This is a genomic window from Paenibacillus thiaminolyticus (assembly GCF_007066085.1).
Classification (GTDB): Bacteria; Bacillota; Bacilli; order Paenibacillales; family Paenibacillaceae; genus Paenibacillus_B; species Paenibacillus_B thiaminolyticus.
This window is the reverse complement of sequence record NZ_CP041405.1, coordinates 690,860-704,090: the sequence shown is the minus strand read 5'-3', so window position 1 is coordinate 704,090 and position 13,231 is coordinate 690,860. Positions and strand designations below refer to the sequence as shown.

Below are 13,231 nucleotides of genomic sequence, written 5' to 3'. Positions count from 1 at the left end.
AAGTTTTTCAGAGGCAATGACAATATAAACCGATGGGGGACGTAAACATGAAACAGCGGAGAATCACGATTTTATTGCTGGTGTTAGCGATGGTAACGATGCTTATAAGCGCCTGCGGGACTTCCACTGGAGAACAAGGCGTCAGCGGATCGGCAGGAGCTGCGGAATCGGGCCAGCCGGGAGAAAAGGTGAAATTGAAGGTCGCGACTTGGGCCGGTGCCTCCGAGTTGAAAGAGTTTGAAGAGCTCATTGCGCAATTGAATGAAGCTTCGAGTGAATACACTATTGAAGTCCAAAGTATTCCAGCCGACTATTATCAAAAGCTGCAGGCGATGATCGCAGGCAAGCAGGCGCCGGACTTCATGTGGCTGTCTCAAGAGTATGTGGCTCAGTATGCTAAATTAGGGGCGATCAAGCCATTGGATGAAGAGTTAGCCAAGACGGATTTTAATAGAGACGATTATTTTCAAGGCGCATTGGATGTAGGGGTCAATCAGGGCCAAATCTACGCGCTGCCATGGATTTCACAGCCCTACGTGCTCTATTACAATCAGGATATGTACGAGGAAGCGGGAATTGAGCTGCCGAATGAAAACTGGACCTGGGATGATTTTATTGACACGGGTAAAAAGCTGACGAAAGACGGGCAATGGGGAGGACTTATTTACAATATGCCGCTGCCTATGTTCCTGTGGTCTTATGGCGGCGACGTATTTGATAAGGAAGGCAACATCACGTTGAACTCCGCCGAGGCGATGCAAGGCTTGGAGATGTATCAAAAAATCGCGAAGTCGGGCGTGCTGCCGGAGAGAGCGCAAGCGGATTCCATGGGCGGCGCCGATATGTTCAAAACGGGCAAAGTCGCCATGTTCGTAGGCGGTGCGGGAGACGATTTCGAGAAGACTGCAACATTTAATGTCGGGATGACGCTGGCGCCAAAAGGCACGGAACAAGTCACGTTCAGTTGGATAGGGGTTACGGCGATGTCGAAAACGACAAAAAATCCGGAAGTTGCCGCGAAAGCGCTGCAGGACATGACGAAAGCGATGCATAATTGGAAAGTGGTCGCTCCTACCAAGTCGTCCTTTGATGCGATTTCCACGATCCGTCCCGACAAAGACTATGCGGTAGACACGATTCGGAAAGCATCCGAGTTTGCAAGGGGCTTTAACAACCAGCCTCAGCAAGCAGAAATTGACGGGGTCATCTGGGAGAAGCTGATCCAACCTCTCGAGAAAGGCGAAGACGTCGGCCAGGCTGTCGATGCGACGATAGCCAGACTCCATGACATTATTAAAAAGTAAGCTGCGCCCGTTATTATTGATCATATAGTTGAGTTGAAAAGCACCGACTTTGCGAAGGAGGTGCTTTCACTCATATAGGGGCATAGGAGAGGAGGTCCGGCGAACATCAAAAAAAAGGTAACGATGCAGCATATTGCTGATGCATTACAAATATCGAAAAACTCGGTGTCCCAAGCGCTATCCGGAAAAGGCGGCGTGAGCGAAGAAACTAGAAAATTAGTCTCAGAAACGGCTCTTCAAATGGGCTATATTTATCCGCAAGCCCGCATGAACAAAATGAATACGCGAAGCGGCAGCATTGCGCTGATTGCTTCCGATTTTGCTTTTGCCCAGAAAAACTTTTTCGGTGAGATTTACTTGGAGATTGAGCAAGAGGTGTCGAAGAAAGGGATGAATCTGCGGATTCAATCCATTAATCAAGAAGCGATTGACCGGTTGCTTTTGCCCCCTTTTCTGGAGGAGCGGCAGATGGAGGGAATATTGATTCTATCACATCTCAGTACGGATTATATCAATGCCGTCATACAAACCGGTATTCCTGCCGTCCTTATTGATCATCATCATCCGAGAGTTCAAGCGGATTGCATTCTGACGAATAATCGCTTCGGGGCTTATGATGCCGTTCAACATTTGGTTGAACTGGGTCATCGGGACATCGGGTTCGCCGGAAATATCCGTTTCTCTCCGAGCTATTATGAAAGGCTTGAAGGATATTTGATGGGATTGGAAGATCATCATTTGGCCCTGAATCCGGATATTATCTTGAATGACGCGCAGGAAGATATGGATGCGCTGCTCCATCAATTGTCTCTATTGAAACGGCAGCCGACCGCCTGGTTCTGCGTAAACGATGCCCTCGGGCTTCTGCTCAATTCAGGACTTCAGAAGTTAGGCTTGAGTGTACCGGAGGATGTGTCCGTATGCAGCTTCGATAATGGACAGCTTTCCCGTATAAGCACTCCGCCAACGACAAGCATCGAGGTTAATTTGTCATTATTCGCGCTTAAAGCGGTTGAACAATTAACTTGGCGAATGGAGAATCGGGACCAGCCATTTGTGGAAATTTTATTGCCAACAACCTTGATTCCCAGAGAATCTACCGGAGTATGTAATTGGGTCGGTCAATTGGTATAAGCGGGCGCGGTAAGCTTCTTATTCATGCTTACCGTGCCTTCTGCTTATATTTTTGTCCATATGTGCTGCACTGGACTACTTCTTCCTCTGCCGCCGGGGCCAGCGGTACGGCTCGACTCGTTCCAGCATCGTCTGGAACACGATGCCCCATTGGCGCTCATTCAACGCGCAGGCCGGGATATCGCGGCTTATGCCGAGGCATCTGACCAGATGCTTCATCTGCGGCGGCGTAAATATGCCTTGCAAGGCCGCATGCAGCGGAAGATCGGGCCGCTTCAGCGCGTACTCGGCCAATGCCGCGAACGTATGGCTGTCCTTGGGCGCGACGAGAGGCCGCGCTTTTCGCCGAATTAGGACCATCGCGGTATCCACGCTTGGCGGAGGAGCGAAATGATGCCTCGGGATCAACTTAACGAGTTCGATATCGAACCCCGTTCGCCATATCAGCAGGCGAGGATGCCGTATGAGCCGGGCGGTCAAGCCCTTGGCCGCGCCGTAATCCAGAATGAGCGCCGCTCGCTGGAAGGAGGCCGCAGGCGCATCCATCAGCATGTTGAGAATCGGCGTCGTAATGGAGAACGGAATATTGGACACAACGCAAAAGGGCTGCTTCGGCAGATAAGCCTTCCGGATATCCCTTTCCACGATCGTAATATTGTCATGCTCCTTCGACTTGCGCCGCAGCATATTCGCAAATTCCGGATCGTTCTCAATCGCGATCACATTGCCGGCCTTCTCGGCCAGGACGAAGGTGAACGCACCGGTTCCGGCTCCGAGATCGACCACGGTGTCCGCCGGACGAATCTTGGCCTTATCCATCATTTCACGAACGATCCGCTCGTTCAGAAGCAGGTGCTTCCCGCAATAATTGGCATCGGGTCCCGTACCCCGTCTGCCGGCATGCCGCTTATCTTGTCTATTTCTAGTCATTCGATGTCCCTCCGTTACCCGCAAAAATCAATCGTTCGGCTGCTGCCGTATGCGTGCAATCGAAGAGGGCTCAGCTAGGGATGGGCAAGCGATAAGACGCCCTGCCGACAAAAGGGCATGCCGCATGATCGCCCGTTCCCGGATGAATCCATCCGGATAAGCGGATCGGAAGGCTTCGCAACGTGGAAGCGTACCTCGGAAAATGGGCAGACCAGTCCTGAGTCCTCTGCACGCCGGCAGAGCCTTTGGCAAAAATCGGTAGTGTGCGCAAAGGTTGAACTCAGTTGACCTGATCTACCACATGTAGACCTCCTTCCCTCAAAATGGCGGGCCAATACATGACTCGCGAAACGCAAAAAAACACAGGCGGGACATCTGCCTGTGTTAGTATCCTGAGGAGGACAAGGGAAGAAGCCGCAAGGAAGCGATGCCTCCTTGACGGTTGGTGCGCAGTCGAATCATCGGATGTGCATAGATCGGCGATCTAACCGCAGGGAGATCAAGGCTCACCTGTCCGATCAACGCTCCTGTTCATCCTGTATGAGATTACGATTGGGGTTACCTTTCAAAAGGGCAGACCAATCCCGAGTCCTCCGCCGCAGGCAGAGTCTTTGCATTATCCAATTAGATGCACAAAGAAAACTCGGTTATTATCTACCACACGTAACCCTCCATTCTTGAAATTACTCCCAACTTATCATATTAATTAGGTTTTGGCAATTCTTTTTGATGCTGTTCTCTCGGCAGGGGGCCGTGGTAAGATGAAGAAGTCCGTTCCAATATAAGCCAATCACGCTGTAATCTATAGGAACGAGCAGGACATGCTCGTCCTGCTTATCATATACGGCGCCATGGATTGCTGTTACTGCAGCTATTATTTCGTGAAGGAGTTGATTTGCATTCTGCAATGAACAGGAGTCAGGTTCATGTTCATGAAGAGAAGAGAGAAAGACAAAGGAGGATGCACATCATGATTAGCATCAGAAAGATGGAACTTGAGGAATACAACAAAATTAAAGAGATCGACCGTTCGGAACAAATTAACTTGATATATGTCAATCAGGGAGATTCGATCGTGGAACAACCGGCGGGCCATGAATGCCCGACATGGAATCAGGCTGAATTGAAGGAACTGGAGGAGAGATTCCAGTATGAGCTGAAGCATGGCGGTCTGGCGATTGGCGCTTTTGACGGGGAAAAGCTTGCCGGATTCGGTGTATTGGCTCATCGATTAAGAGGTCCCGACAACGATCGAATACAGGTCGATCTGATGTATGTCTCCAGGGCGTACCGCCGGCAAGGCATGGGGACGCGGATTATTCAGCTGCTCTCAGAGGAGGCGAGGCGCCGCGGAGCGAAATATTTATATATTTCCTCGACGGAGACCGAATCTGCCGTTCAGTTCTATCAATCCTGCGGCAGCAAGCTGACCCGGGACAAAGATCCCGAGCTGTTCCAGAAAGAGCCTCTTGATATTCATATGATTATTGCGCTCTAACCCAACATGTTGGGTTAGAGGCGAGGCGGATAAAGGCGAAGCCGCCATTTCTATTTATCAGCCTGATGCCGTCGTGAAGACGGTGAAGGAAATATGCGATCCGGCGGCAAAAACGAAATCGTATTAATTGAACGGAGACGAAGCCATGAGACTCCCTTTATTTATCGTAACCGGAGCCAGCGGCACGGGAAAATCAGCCACAGCTCCAATCATCCGTGAGCTCTTGCCCGAGTTCGATGTGTTCGACATGGACATTCTCGAGCATGAAGACGGGCTGGCTGCCACGAACAATTGGCTGCGCATCGCATACAGCATCGCTCAGGGCGGCAGAGGGACCGTGCTGTGCGGCGCGATAACGCCGGAGAAGTTGGAGGAATGCGACTGCGCCGATAAGTTCAGCCGGATTCACCTCTTGAACCTGCACAGCATCGAAGCGGGGCGTGAGGAGAGATTGCAGGCGATGAACCGGGATGAAGACATGATCGAGGAGCAGCGCAGCTTCGCACCTTGGCTCCTTTCCCATGGGGATACCTTCGAGGAGCCTCCCATGCACACGCACGCGATAGACACCGGCCTTGAACCGCCTTCCAAGGTGGCGGAGCGTATCGCGCAATGGGTGCGGAGCCGCTGGTCTGACGATGTCCCGGCGGGAGAGCAGGATCTCGTCGTTGAACCGGCGGACATGGCGGATCGGGAGGCGGTGTGCCGGATCGATCAGAGCGTAATCGGTAATGACAGCCGGCGGGATTATATTGCGCAGGCCATCTATAACGGCACCTGCATCGTGGCCCGAAGCGGCCGGGAGGTTGCGGGCTTCGCCGTGTACGAGAACTCCTTCTTCGGCCATTGCTTCATCGCGCTCGTCATCGTCGCTCCCCGATTCCGGAGGCGGGGGGCTGCCCGGAGCATGATTCAATATATCGAGCGCTGCAGTCCGACGCCGAAGTTGTTCACCTCGACGAACGAATCCAATATCGCGATGCAGCGTGTCTGCGAATCGCTCGGTTTCGTGAGAAGCGGCATGATTGACAATCTGGATGAAGGGGACCCGGAGATTATCTATTATAAGCGGGCCTGCTAACAATGGCGCATGGCGGTCAGCGGCTTCATCCCGGCGCCGCTCCGGACGGGATGCGTCCAGCGGTCGTCGCCGGGGAGCGAATATCATGTTGAATGAGAGCCTTCTAATACGCTCTTTTTTCTGATATGGTAAAGAAAGACAGCGGTTGCACGCAAGGGGGAGGAGGGATATACGGGCCGGACAGTCAAGCTATTTATTACCGACGCCTGCCTTCTCGATGCGGTTCCTAAGCTGCCGTCCAACGCAGCCGGAATCGGGAAGCGGCATCATCGCGAAGAGCCATAATATTGTAATTATCATTCGTACAAGGAAGGAGTAGATCGAATGAAGGATCGTCATCTGTTTCTATTTGGCGGGGGACCGCCGTTCGGGGAAGAGCTGGGAAGGAAGTTCGCGGCAATCGCTTCAGCCAGGAAGGGGAAGACAGCGATATTATTCATCGAGAGAGACGGATGGCGAGAGTATATGCCGACCTGCACAGAGGTGCTGGAACGGAACGGATTGACCGAATTTATGTATTTGGCGCTAACTCCCCAGCCTTCGCGGACGGCGATTGAGCAGCTGCTCGGCTGCCACGGAATCGTCATCTGCGGCGGGGATACGGAGCGGTATCGGAGTCATATTGTCGATACGGTGCTGGGGAGCGTTATCCAGGACATGTATGGCAAGGGCGTTCCGGTGGCAGGCTTCTCCGCCGGCGCCTTGATCAGCCCGGCCGACTGCGTCATTCCGGCAATCGATAATGCCAGCAATACGAATCTGTTCCTTCAAGGATTGGGTTTGCTCCGCGATGCCGTAGTTAGCGTCCATTACACGCAATGGAGTGAGGAGGAGAACCTGAAGGCGGCAGTTCTGCGGACCGGGGTATCCATTGGGTATGGGCTGGATGACGGTACGGGGGTGTATTTCATGAACGAAGAGCTTGTGCAAACGGAAGGCGAGGGGCTGTACCGCTTCGCCCGACAGGAGCTGTAATCGTAGGAATGGCTACAAGCGCATTCCTGCTGGAATGCGCTTCAATCGGAACGCGGCCGCTGAACTAGATCAGCCGCAGCAGCGCAATGACGAGCACGCCGGCGACCATCGCCCAGAGCGGGCTTTTGCTAAGCCAAGCGGTCAGGCTGGTCACGACGACCGCTACATAATACATCCATTCGATCCGGCCGTCGACGGTCGGGTGGTAGAAGATGGCTGGAGCGACGAGCGCGGCGAATACGCCGATCGGCACATAGCGGAAGCCGCGTTCGATGCTGGGCGACATCTTGATGTACCGGGCGAGCGCCATGCTCGGATACCGGGTCAGGTAGGTCGCTGCGGCGGCAACGCAGATGACGATAAGGATTGGCAGCGAGATCATCTGGCATACACTCCTACGGCAAATGCGGCCGCCGCTCCGGCGAACACCGCTCCGGACGTGCCGAACCAAGGATAAGCAAGCACGGAGGCGGCAATCGCGAGTCCGGCTGCGGCGGCGTGGCTGCGTCGCTTAAGCATGACGACAAGCAGGCCGAGGAAGGCCGCCGTGAAGGCGAAGTCCAGGCCGAACCGGGCAGGGTCCTGGATGAATCCACCGATCTGGTACCCGACAGCCGAGCTCAGAACCCATGACAGGAATACGGTGCAGCCAGCGCCTGCAACGTAGGCGACACTGAGCTTGCCGCGCTGCGCCTCCATCATGGACACGCTGTAGCTCTCGTCCGTAATGATGTGGCACAGCCAGAGCGGCTGTCCCCGGCGGCATGATTCAAGCTCGCGGCCCACAGACAAGGTATAGATGATATAACGGGCATTGATTAGAAACGTGCTAAGGGCGATCGTCCACAGGGCCGCATCCTGCTGGAGTAAGGACAGGATCGTGAATTGGCCCGCGCCAGACACGACAAATAAGGACATCACAATCGTCTCCAACCATGTGAAATGATTAGCGTTGTTGGCCAGCGCGCCGAACGCAAGACCATACGTGAACACGCTCACCGCAAGCGGAAATACATCGAAAACGGCTTTCGTAAACCCTTTTCGCAGTGGTATAGTCTTTGGTATTGTGGATGATACATAGCCCGACATTCCGGTATGCTCCTCTAATATGTTATCGTAAGTCCCGAGATATAATATAACATACCGACAGACGGAAGCAACTACTTTTATGTCTAATTTTTGTCATGTTATTGTGAAAGTGTTTGAATTTTGAACATCTCTGCATCTGGGAGGAACTATGGAAAAAGATTTAATCTCAGACCGGATCGGCAAGCGTCTTCGTCACTATCGGCAGCAGCTGAACCTGACGCTGGATGATCTGGCGGAGCTTACGGGCGTAAGCAAGCCGATGCTTGGCCAGATTGAGCGCGGCAGCTCGAACCCTACGGTCGCTACGCTGTGGAAGATAGCTTCCGGCTTGCAGGTGCCGCTCACGGCGTTCATATTCGAGAATCCGTCCCTGAAGGTGGTGCGGGCGGAGGAGCAGCCCCAGTTCCGAGAAGACAACAAGCGCTTCGAGGCGTACAACACATATGCGGCGCCTGGCGTCTCGCTGGAGACGTTCCGGGCCCGGCTGCTTCCGGGCTGCTCCTATCAATCGGAGCCGCACGGTCTGGGGGTGATCGAGTCGATCACCGTATTTGAGGGAACGCTGACGATCGAGATCGGGCCGGAGACGAGCACGTTAAGCAAGGGCGATGCCATCTCCTTCTCGGCGGAGACCGGACATATTTACAAAAACAACACCGATGAAATCTGCGAGATCGCCGTATCAATTCTATATTCTAACGTCTCTAGCCCCAAGTCTTCCATTTAGGGCGGGCTGCGCCTGCAGGAAGCCGGGCATAGGTATGCTGCTTCAAGCCGCCGCTGATCTTTGGGAGGCGGCGCAGTACTTGATTAATCGATAGGCAGGGAATAACGAAGCTGTGTCTCCATTCATGCAGATATCCTATATGTTACTATATGTTACCGTACCACTACCCAATCGGAAGGCCGAGGTGATTCCATTGTTCAATTCTATCTCCGCAACCGCATAACATCGAACGGAATAGGATGGAGGATGTCGAATGGAGACGATACAAGGGAATCAAGCATCATGGAATGCCAATGCATATCAAGCGTGGCTGAATCGCTTCGGCCAGCCGGAAGAAGCAGCGGCCCGGATCAAAAAAGACCCGGCGAAGCGGATCGGAGAATTATATAAATATGCAGGGGATGTACGACGGAAGAGGGTTATCAATCTTCTCGGTTCAAATGGCAGCAAGGCCGTGGCCCTTGCTTTGCTGGGGGCGGAGGTCACGATCGTGGATTTCTCGGCCGCTAACGAGTGCTATGCGAAGGAGCTGGCAGGGGAAGCGGGCGTTCGCATTCAATATATCGTGGCTGATGTGCTGCAGCTGCCCGCATGCGAGTTAACGCAATCATATGACATCGTGCTGATGGAGAAGGGGATTCTCCATTATTTTCAGGAGCTGGGCCCTCTGTTCGACGTGGTCTCCCGCCTGTTGATCCAGGGAGGCAGGTTGATTTTGCAGGATTTTCATCCCGTATCGACGAAGCTGATTTCTTCCCGAGGAACGACGGCGAATATTCGAAAGCATAAAGTGACGGGAGACTACTTCGATACGTCGCTCATTGAAAAAGAAGTTGCCTATACCAAATATCTGGATAGGTGTGCTGTCCCGAATGCAGCCCGCAAGGTGCGGCTGCGGAACTGGACAATGGGCGAAATCGTGACCTCGATCGCGGCGGAAGGGCTTTATGTGAAATCATTGGAGGAATTGCCGAACCTTTCGTGCGACGGTTTTGATAAGGGTATACCGAAATCTTATATCATCGTGGCGGATAAGCTCTAACGTCGGAAGCGCATCCATGTCTTTTCACGCAGAGCTTCTTCGTAGGGCAAGGGCAAGCAACTGGCCCGGCAGCATGCCGGGCCTAGTCGCGTTACAGCAATGCGATAGCAAGCAGGACGAATAAGCTGAGTGTAATAATATCGTTGCTGGAAGAGTAGGGGTAGAATCCGGAAGTCTTGACTTTGCCGCCTCTCGCTTCAGGCCGCAAATAGACATTCTCTCTATCCACATTCACAATCGTTCCGACATATTCTTTGCGGTCCACTGTCAGAATGCGGACTTTTTTGTTCATGCAATATAAGCAATTATGATAAGCTTCCATTGGTGCTCCCCTCCTTTATCATTACACTATGATGTTCGTGCCGGGAAGGCACGGCGAATTTACGCCCGGCTTGTGGATGATATTGGGAGGGCTTGATTGCGCTTGTGGCGCTGAGAATGAGATCGATCTAGTTAAATAAAATGAAGGAATGATTCTGCTTCCGGATTCGCAGTGCATTCCACGATCAGGAGGTTCGTTGCGCTATGAGGATAAGAACTGCTTCCGCAGACGATGCGGCAGCCATCGCCCAGGTTCATGTGGACAGCTGGCTGACTACATACTCGGGCTTGGTGCCGGAAAAATTTCTACAATCCCTGCGCGTAGAGCGCCGCAAGCTAATGTGGGACAGCATATTGGCCCAGCTGCCCCCCGATCAGACGCTCATTGTCGCCGAGACGGAGGAGCAGGGGATTGTCGGCTTCCTCCATGCCGGCAAGAGCCGGGAGCCGGAGATGGGGTGTGACTATGAACTCTACGCCGTCTATTTATTGGCGGAAGTCCAGGGAAGAGGCTGGGGCAGGATGCTGTTCGAGCGGATGGTTGCCGATTTGAGAGAGAAGGGACATACCTCGCTGTATTTATGGGTGCTGGAAGGGAATCCGGCCATTGCCTTTTACGAGAGGATGGGAGGCTGGGCCCGGAATACGAAGGAGATTCAGATTGGAGACGCCAAGCATACCGAGATTGCAATGGTATGGGATCAGGTAGACCAGACCGGCGCTGAATCCGTTAACGAATCTTCCGCGGCTGAGTGTGCCAGCGCGTTCCCGGACAAGCGTGCGCTCGCTTCGTTCATCGCCGGCTTGAATCGGGACTTGAAGCATCATGTCGGCTATTGCGGTCAGGAGCCGGACGAGATCGAGCATGCGCTTGAGCATGAATTCTCTGCTCTGGATGAAGCCTTCGCCGTACAAGTGGAACGAGGCGAGCTGGTTGGAGCGCTTGGACTGGATATCGATGCGGGCGGGCGGTCAGCGGAGATATGGGGGCCGTTCCTAAGCTGTCCGGAGGAACAATGGCAGCAGCGCGCCATGCAGCTGTGGCACCGAATGAGGAACGAGCTGGCGTATCGGGTGGATACGTTTTACGGCTTTTATAACGAGATGAACGGGAATGCCCAGCAATGGATGATGCAGCTTGGGGCCGAGTTGAAGAGCACGGAGGTGGTGCTTGAGGGAGAGCGGTCGCTCCATATCAGGCATGCGCACCCATCCGTGCGGGAATTATCATCGCTTCGCTCCGGAGAATTTCTTCGCTTGCATGAGAGTGTATTTCCCGGAACGTACTGCAGCGGCCCGGACATTTTGGAACGAATCAACGAGAATTATTGCGTATTTATGTTTGAAGACGAAGAGGGCTTGCAAGGGTATATTTACGTGGAGCAGGAGCCGGAGTTCGGCGAAGGCCGGATTGAGTTCATTGCCGTCGCTCCTTCGGCTCGGGGAAGAGGAATCGGGTCGGCGCTGCTCCAGCGGGGGTTGGGTTATCTGTTCGAAGACCCCCGGATCGAAAAGATAACGCTGTGCGTTCGAGCGGATAACGAGCAGGCGCTGCGCTTGTATCGCAATGCGGGCTTCCGTGAGCTGCACCGGCTCCATTTTTATACGATTGCGGCTAATCTTGGACAAGCGAATGAGGGATGAGCGTCAAGTCCGCTCACCGCGATAAGGGAGACGGAAGCATAAGGGAGGAAGGAAAATGACATTGCCTCTTAGCGAAGTGCAGCTTGCGGACATGAGCGGCATCGAGATAAAGTATTACATCGGATCGGCGGCGAACCGTCCCGGATGAGCTATTTCCGCTGGCCGTCATCGTCGGACCGCATGGCGAGGAAGAGATCAGAACACTGTTGCTGGGCCTTCACAGCACCGATTCGCTCGACAAGTTCGAATGGTTTCATCGGGACAGGGAGAGCGCCTGGCGCTACATCGAAGCACAGATCGCCGCGTACGCTTAGCGTTGCATCACGGCACTCGAAAACTATCTTATACCAAAGCGGTCCATTCCGAACGAAGGAATGGGCCCTTTTCCTTTTTCAAAAAAAAGAATTGACAGAGCCGGAAGCAATGAGTAATAATAGCAAAGTCTCTATTCGTAAATATTACGAATAAGATCAAGGGGCGATCCATTTTCTTATGCTGTGGTCGCTTCATTGAACCTGGGGAGCGTGGTCATGATCAAATATGTTGTGCTGCGGCTGCTGCAGACCTTGCCTGTATTGTTCGGCATCTCACTCATTTCCTTCGGTTTGATGCATGTGACCCCTGGCGATTCGGCGGAGATCATGCTTCGATCCGGCGGCGTGCAGCCGTCGCCGGAGGCGGTCGCGGCAGCGCGTTCCGAATTGGGCCTCGATCAGCTGTTCTATGTCCAATACGGACATTGGCTGTGGCGCGTGCTTCACCTCGATTTGGGCGTCTCTGTGAGCAGCGGCAGACCCGTCATCGACGAACTGCTGGGCCGGCTTCCGGCTACGCTTCTGCTAGCCGCGGTAGCGATCGTCATCCTTCTGCTGATCGCGCTGCCGCTTGGCATCGCTTCAGCGGTATTTCCTGACGGCTGGATCGATCGCATCGGCAGGGCAGTGGCGATGATCAGCGTCACCATGCCCGGTTATTGGCTGGGGATGCTCTTACTCTATTACGGGGCGGTCAAGCTGCAATGGTTCCCGGTAACCGGGACAGATGGCTATTCCGGCGTGCTGCTCCCTGCTTGTACGCTTGGCTTCGGGCTGGCCGGCACCTATATCCGGCTGATTCGTGCCGGCATGATTGATGCCCTCCGTCAAAGCTATGTGAGCTCCGCCAGAGCAAGGGGGCTGGCCGAGCATATTATCGTCGGGTCGCATGCCTTGCGTAATGCACTATTGCCGGTCATGACCCTGTTCGGCATTCATTTCGGCCATTTGCTTGGCGGAGCGGTCGTCGTGGAAACGATCTTCGCTTGGCCGGGGCTCGGCAAGTTTGCCGTCGATGCCATTTTTGCGAAGGACTACATTGTGATTCAAGGCTATGTTCTGTTCATGGCCGTGAACGTTGTCATCGTCAACCTCGTGGTCGACATCGGCTATCAGATGGCAGATCCGAGAATTCGTCTCGGCAAGCCAGTGTGATGAGGTTGTCCCCACAG

General features: G+C 53.7%; 13 protein-coding genes. 9 read left to right on the top strand and 4 right to left on the bottom strand.

The window, feature by feature from the left end:
* Window positions 1-47: 47 nt before the first annotated feature.
* Together FLT43_RS03105 and FLT43_RS03100 are read left to right on the top strand one after the other, a co-directional pair.
* The gene (locus tag FLT43_RS03105) at window positions 48-1,304 is read left to right on the top strand and encodes an ABC transporter substrate-binding protein (RefSeq protein WP_164776375.1); all 1,257 of its coding nucleotides are present in this window, start codon (window positions 48-50) and stop codon (window positions 1,302-1,304) included.
* 105 nt (window positions 1,305-1,409) lie between these two features.
* On the top strand, window positions 1,410-2,438 hold the full coding sequence (locus FLT43_RS03100) for a LacI family DNA-binding transcriptional regulator (RefSeq protein ID WP_087440551.1): 1,029 nt from the start codon (window positions 1,410-1,412) through the stop codon (window positions 2,436-2,438).
* A gap of 75 nt (window positions 2,439-2,513) precedes the next feature.
* On the opposite strand, the gene erm is transcribed toward FLT43_RS03100, so the two are convergent.
* Window positions 2,514-3,368 carry a 23S ribosomal RNA methyltransferase Erm gene (gene erm / locus FLT43_RS03095; RefSeq protein ID WP_087440550.1) on the bottom strand — a complete coding sequence of 285 codons (855 nt, stop codon included), beginning with the start codon at window positions 3,366-3,368 and terminating at the stop codon, window positions 2,514-2,516.
* Between the two features lie 970 nt (window positions 3,369-4,338).
* On the opposite strand from erm, the gene FLT43_RS03090 reads away from it, so the two are divergent.
* From FLT43_RS03090 to FLT43_RS03075, 3 genes are all read left to right on the top strand, one after another.
* A complete protein-coding gene (locus FLT43_RS03090) occupies window positions 4,339-4,866 on the top strand; it encodes a GNAT family N-acetyltransferase (RefSeq protein ID WP_087440549.1) in 528 nt (175 codons plus the stop codon).
* 682 nt (window positions 4,867-5,548) lie between these two features.
* A complete protein-coding gene (locus FLT43_RS03080; RefSeq protein WP_087440571.1) occupies window positions 5,549-5,947 on the top strand; it encodes a GNAT family N-acetyltransferase in 399 nt (132 codons plus the stop codon).
* Window positions 5,948-6,271: 324 nt separating this feature from the next.
* Window positions 6,272-6,922: a Type 1 glutamine amidotransferase-like domain-containing protein gene (locus FLT43_RS03075; RefSeq protein ID WP_087440548.1), complete on the top strand. Its 651-nt coding sequence runs from the start codon at window positions 6,272-6,274 to the stop codon at window positions 6,920-6,922.
* A gap of 64 nt (window positions 6,923-6,986) precedes the next feature.
* Here FLT43_RS03075 and FLT43_RS03070 read toward each other — a convergent pair whose 3' ends face one another.
* Both FLT43_RS03070 and FLT43_RS03065 read right to left on the bottom strand, forming a co-directional pair.
* The gene (locus FLT43_RS03070; protein ID WP_087440547.1) at window positions 6,987-7,304 is read right to left on the bottom strand and encodes an AzlD domain-containing protein; all 318 of its coding nucleotides are present in this window, start codon (window positions 7,302-7,304) and stop codon (window positions 6,987-6,989) included.
* On the bottom strand, window positions 7,301-8,011 hold the full coding sequence (locus FLT43_RS03065) for an AzlC family ABC transporter permease (RefSeq protein ID WP_087440546.1): 711 nt from the start codon (window positions 8,009-8,011) through the stop codon (window positions 7,301-7,303). The genes FLT43_RS03070 and FLT43_RS03065 overlap by 4 nt, the downstream gene beginning before the upstream one ends.
* A gap of 148 nt (window positions 8,012-8,159) precedes the next feature.
* On the opposite strand from FLT43_RS03065, the gene FLT43_RS03060 reads away from it, so the two are divergent.
* Both FLT43_RS03060 and FLT43_RS03055 read left to right on the top strand, forming a co-directional pair.
* Window positions 8,160-8,738, top strand: coding sequence for a helix-turn-helix domain-containing protein (locus FLT43_RS03060; RefSeq protein ID WP_087440545.1), 579 nt, complete (start codon window positions 8,160-8,162; stop codon window positions 8,736-8,738).
* A 253-nt stretch (window positions 8,739-8,991) separates the two neighbouring features.
* Complete coding sequence (locus FLT43_RS03055; protein ID WP_087440544.1) at window positions 8,992-9,780, top strand: class I SAM-dependent methyltransferase; 789 nt, start codon at window positions 8,992-8,994, stop codon at window positions 9,778-9,780.
* A 91-nt stretch (window positions 9,781-9,871) separates the two neighbouring features.
* Here FLT43_RS03055 and FLT43_RS03050 read toward each other — a convergent pair whose 3' ends face one another.
* Window positions 9,872-10,102, bottom strand: coding sequence for a hypothetical protein (locus FLT43_RS03050; protein ID WP_087440543.1), 231 nt, complete (start codon window positions 10,100-10,102; stop codon window positions 9,872-9,874).
* 203 nt (window positions 10,103-10,305) lie between these two features.
* Here FLT43_RS03050 and FLT43_RS03045 point away from each other — a divergent pair, with 203 nt between their 5' ends.
* Both FLT43_RS03045 and nikB read left to right on the top strand, forming a co-directional pair.
* The gene (locus FLT43_RS03045) at window positions 10,306-11,745 is read left to right on the top strand and encodes a GNAT family N-acetyltransferase (protein WP_087440542.1); all 1,440 of its coding nucleotides are present in this window, start codon (window positions 10,306-10,308) and stop codon (window positions 11,743-11,745) included.
* 530 nt (window positions 11,746-12,275) lie between these two features.
* Window positions 12,276-13,214, top strand: a complete 939-nt coding sequence (nikB, locus tag FLT43_RS03040) for a nickel ABC transporter permease (RefSeq protein ID WP_087440541.1) — start codon at window positions 12,276-12,278, stop codon at window positions 13,212-13,214.
* The last annotated feature ends 17 nt before the right edge of the window (window positions 13,215-13,231 follow it).

Excerpts from the sequence above, each read along its gene's own strand:
- FLT43_RS03105 (WP_164776375.1), top strand. The coding sequence starts at position 48 with ATGAAACAGCGGAGAATCACGATTTTATTGCTGGTGTTAGCGATGGTA.
- erm (WP_087440550.1), bottom strand. The coding sequence starts at position 3,368 with ATGACTAGAAATAGACAAGATAAGCGGCATGCCGGCAGACGGGGTACG.
- FLT43_RS03090 (WP_087440549.1), top strand. The coding sequence starts at position 4,339 with ATGATTAGCATCAGAAAGATGGAACTTGAGGAATACAACAAAATTAAA.
- FLT43_RS03080 (WP_087440571.1), top strand. The coding sequence starts at position 5,549 with ATGGCGGATCGGGAGGCGGTGTGCCGGATCGATCAGAGCGTAATCGGT.
- FLT43_RS03075 (WP_087440548.1), top strand. The coding sequence starts at position 6,272 with ATGAAGGATCGTCATCTGTTTCTATTTGGCGGGGGACCGCCGTTCGGG.
- FLT43_RS03070 (WP_087440547.1), bottom strand. The coding sequence starts at position 7,304 with ATGATCTCGCTGCCAATCCTTATCGTCATCTGCGTTGCCGCCGCAGCG.
- FLT43_RS03065 (WP_087440546.1), bottom strand. The coding sequence starts at position 8,011 with ATGTCGGGCTATGTATCATCCACAATACCAAAGACTATACCACTGCGA.
- FLT43_RS03060 (WP_087440545.1), top strand. The coding sequence starts at position 8,160 with ATGGAAAAAGATTTAATCTCAGACCGGATCGGCAAGCGTCTTCGTCAC.
- FLT43_RS03055 (WP_087440544.1), top strand. The coding sequence starts at position 8,992 with ATGGAGACGATACAAGGGAATCAAGCATCATGGAATGCCAATGCATAT.
- FLT43_RS03050 (WP_087440543.1), bottom strand. The coding sequence starts at position 10,102 with ATGGAAGCTTATCATAATTGCTTATATTGCATGAACAAAAAAGTCCGC.
- FLT43_RS03045 (WP_087440542.1), top strand. The coding sequence starts at position 10,306 with ATGAGGATAAGAACTGCTTCCGCAGACGATGCGGCAGCCATCGCCCAG.
- nikB (WP_087440541.1), top strand. The coding sequence starts at position 12,276 with ATGATCAAATATGTTGTGCTGCGGCTGCTGCAGACCTTGCCTGTATTG.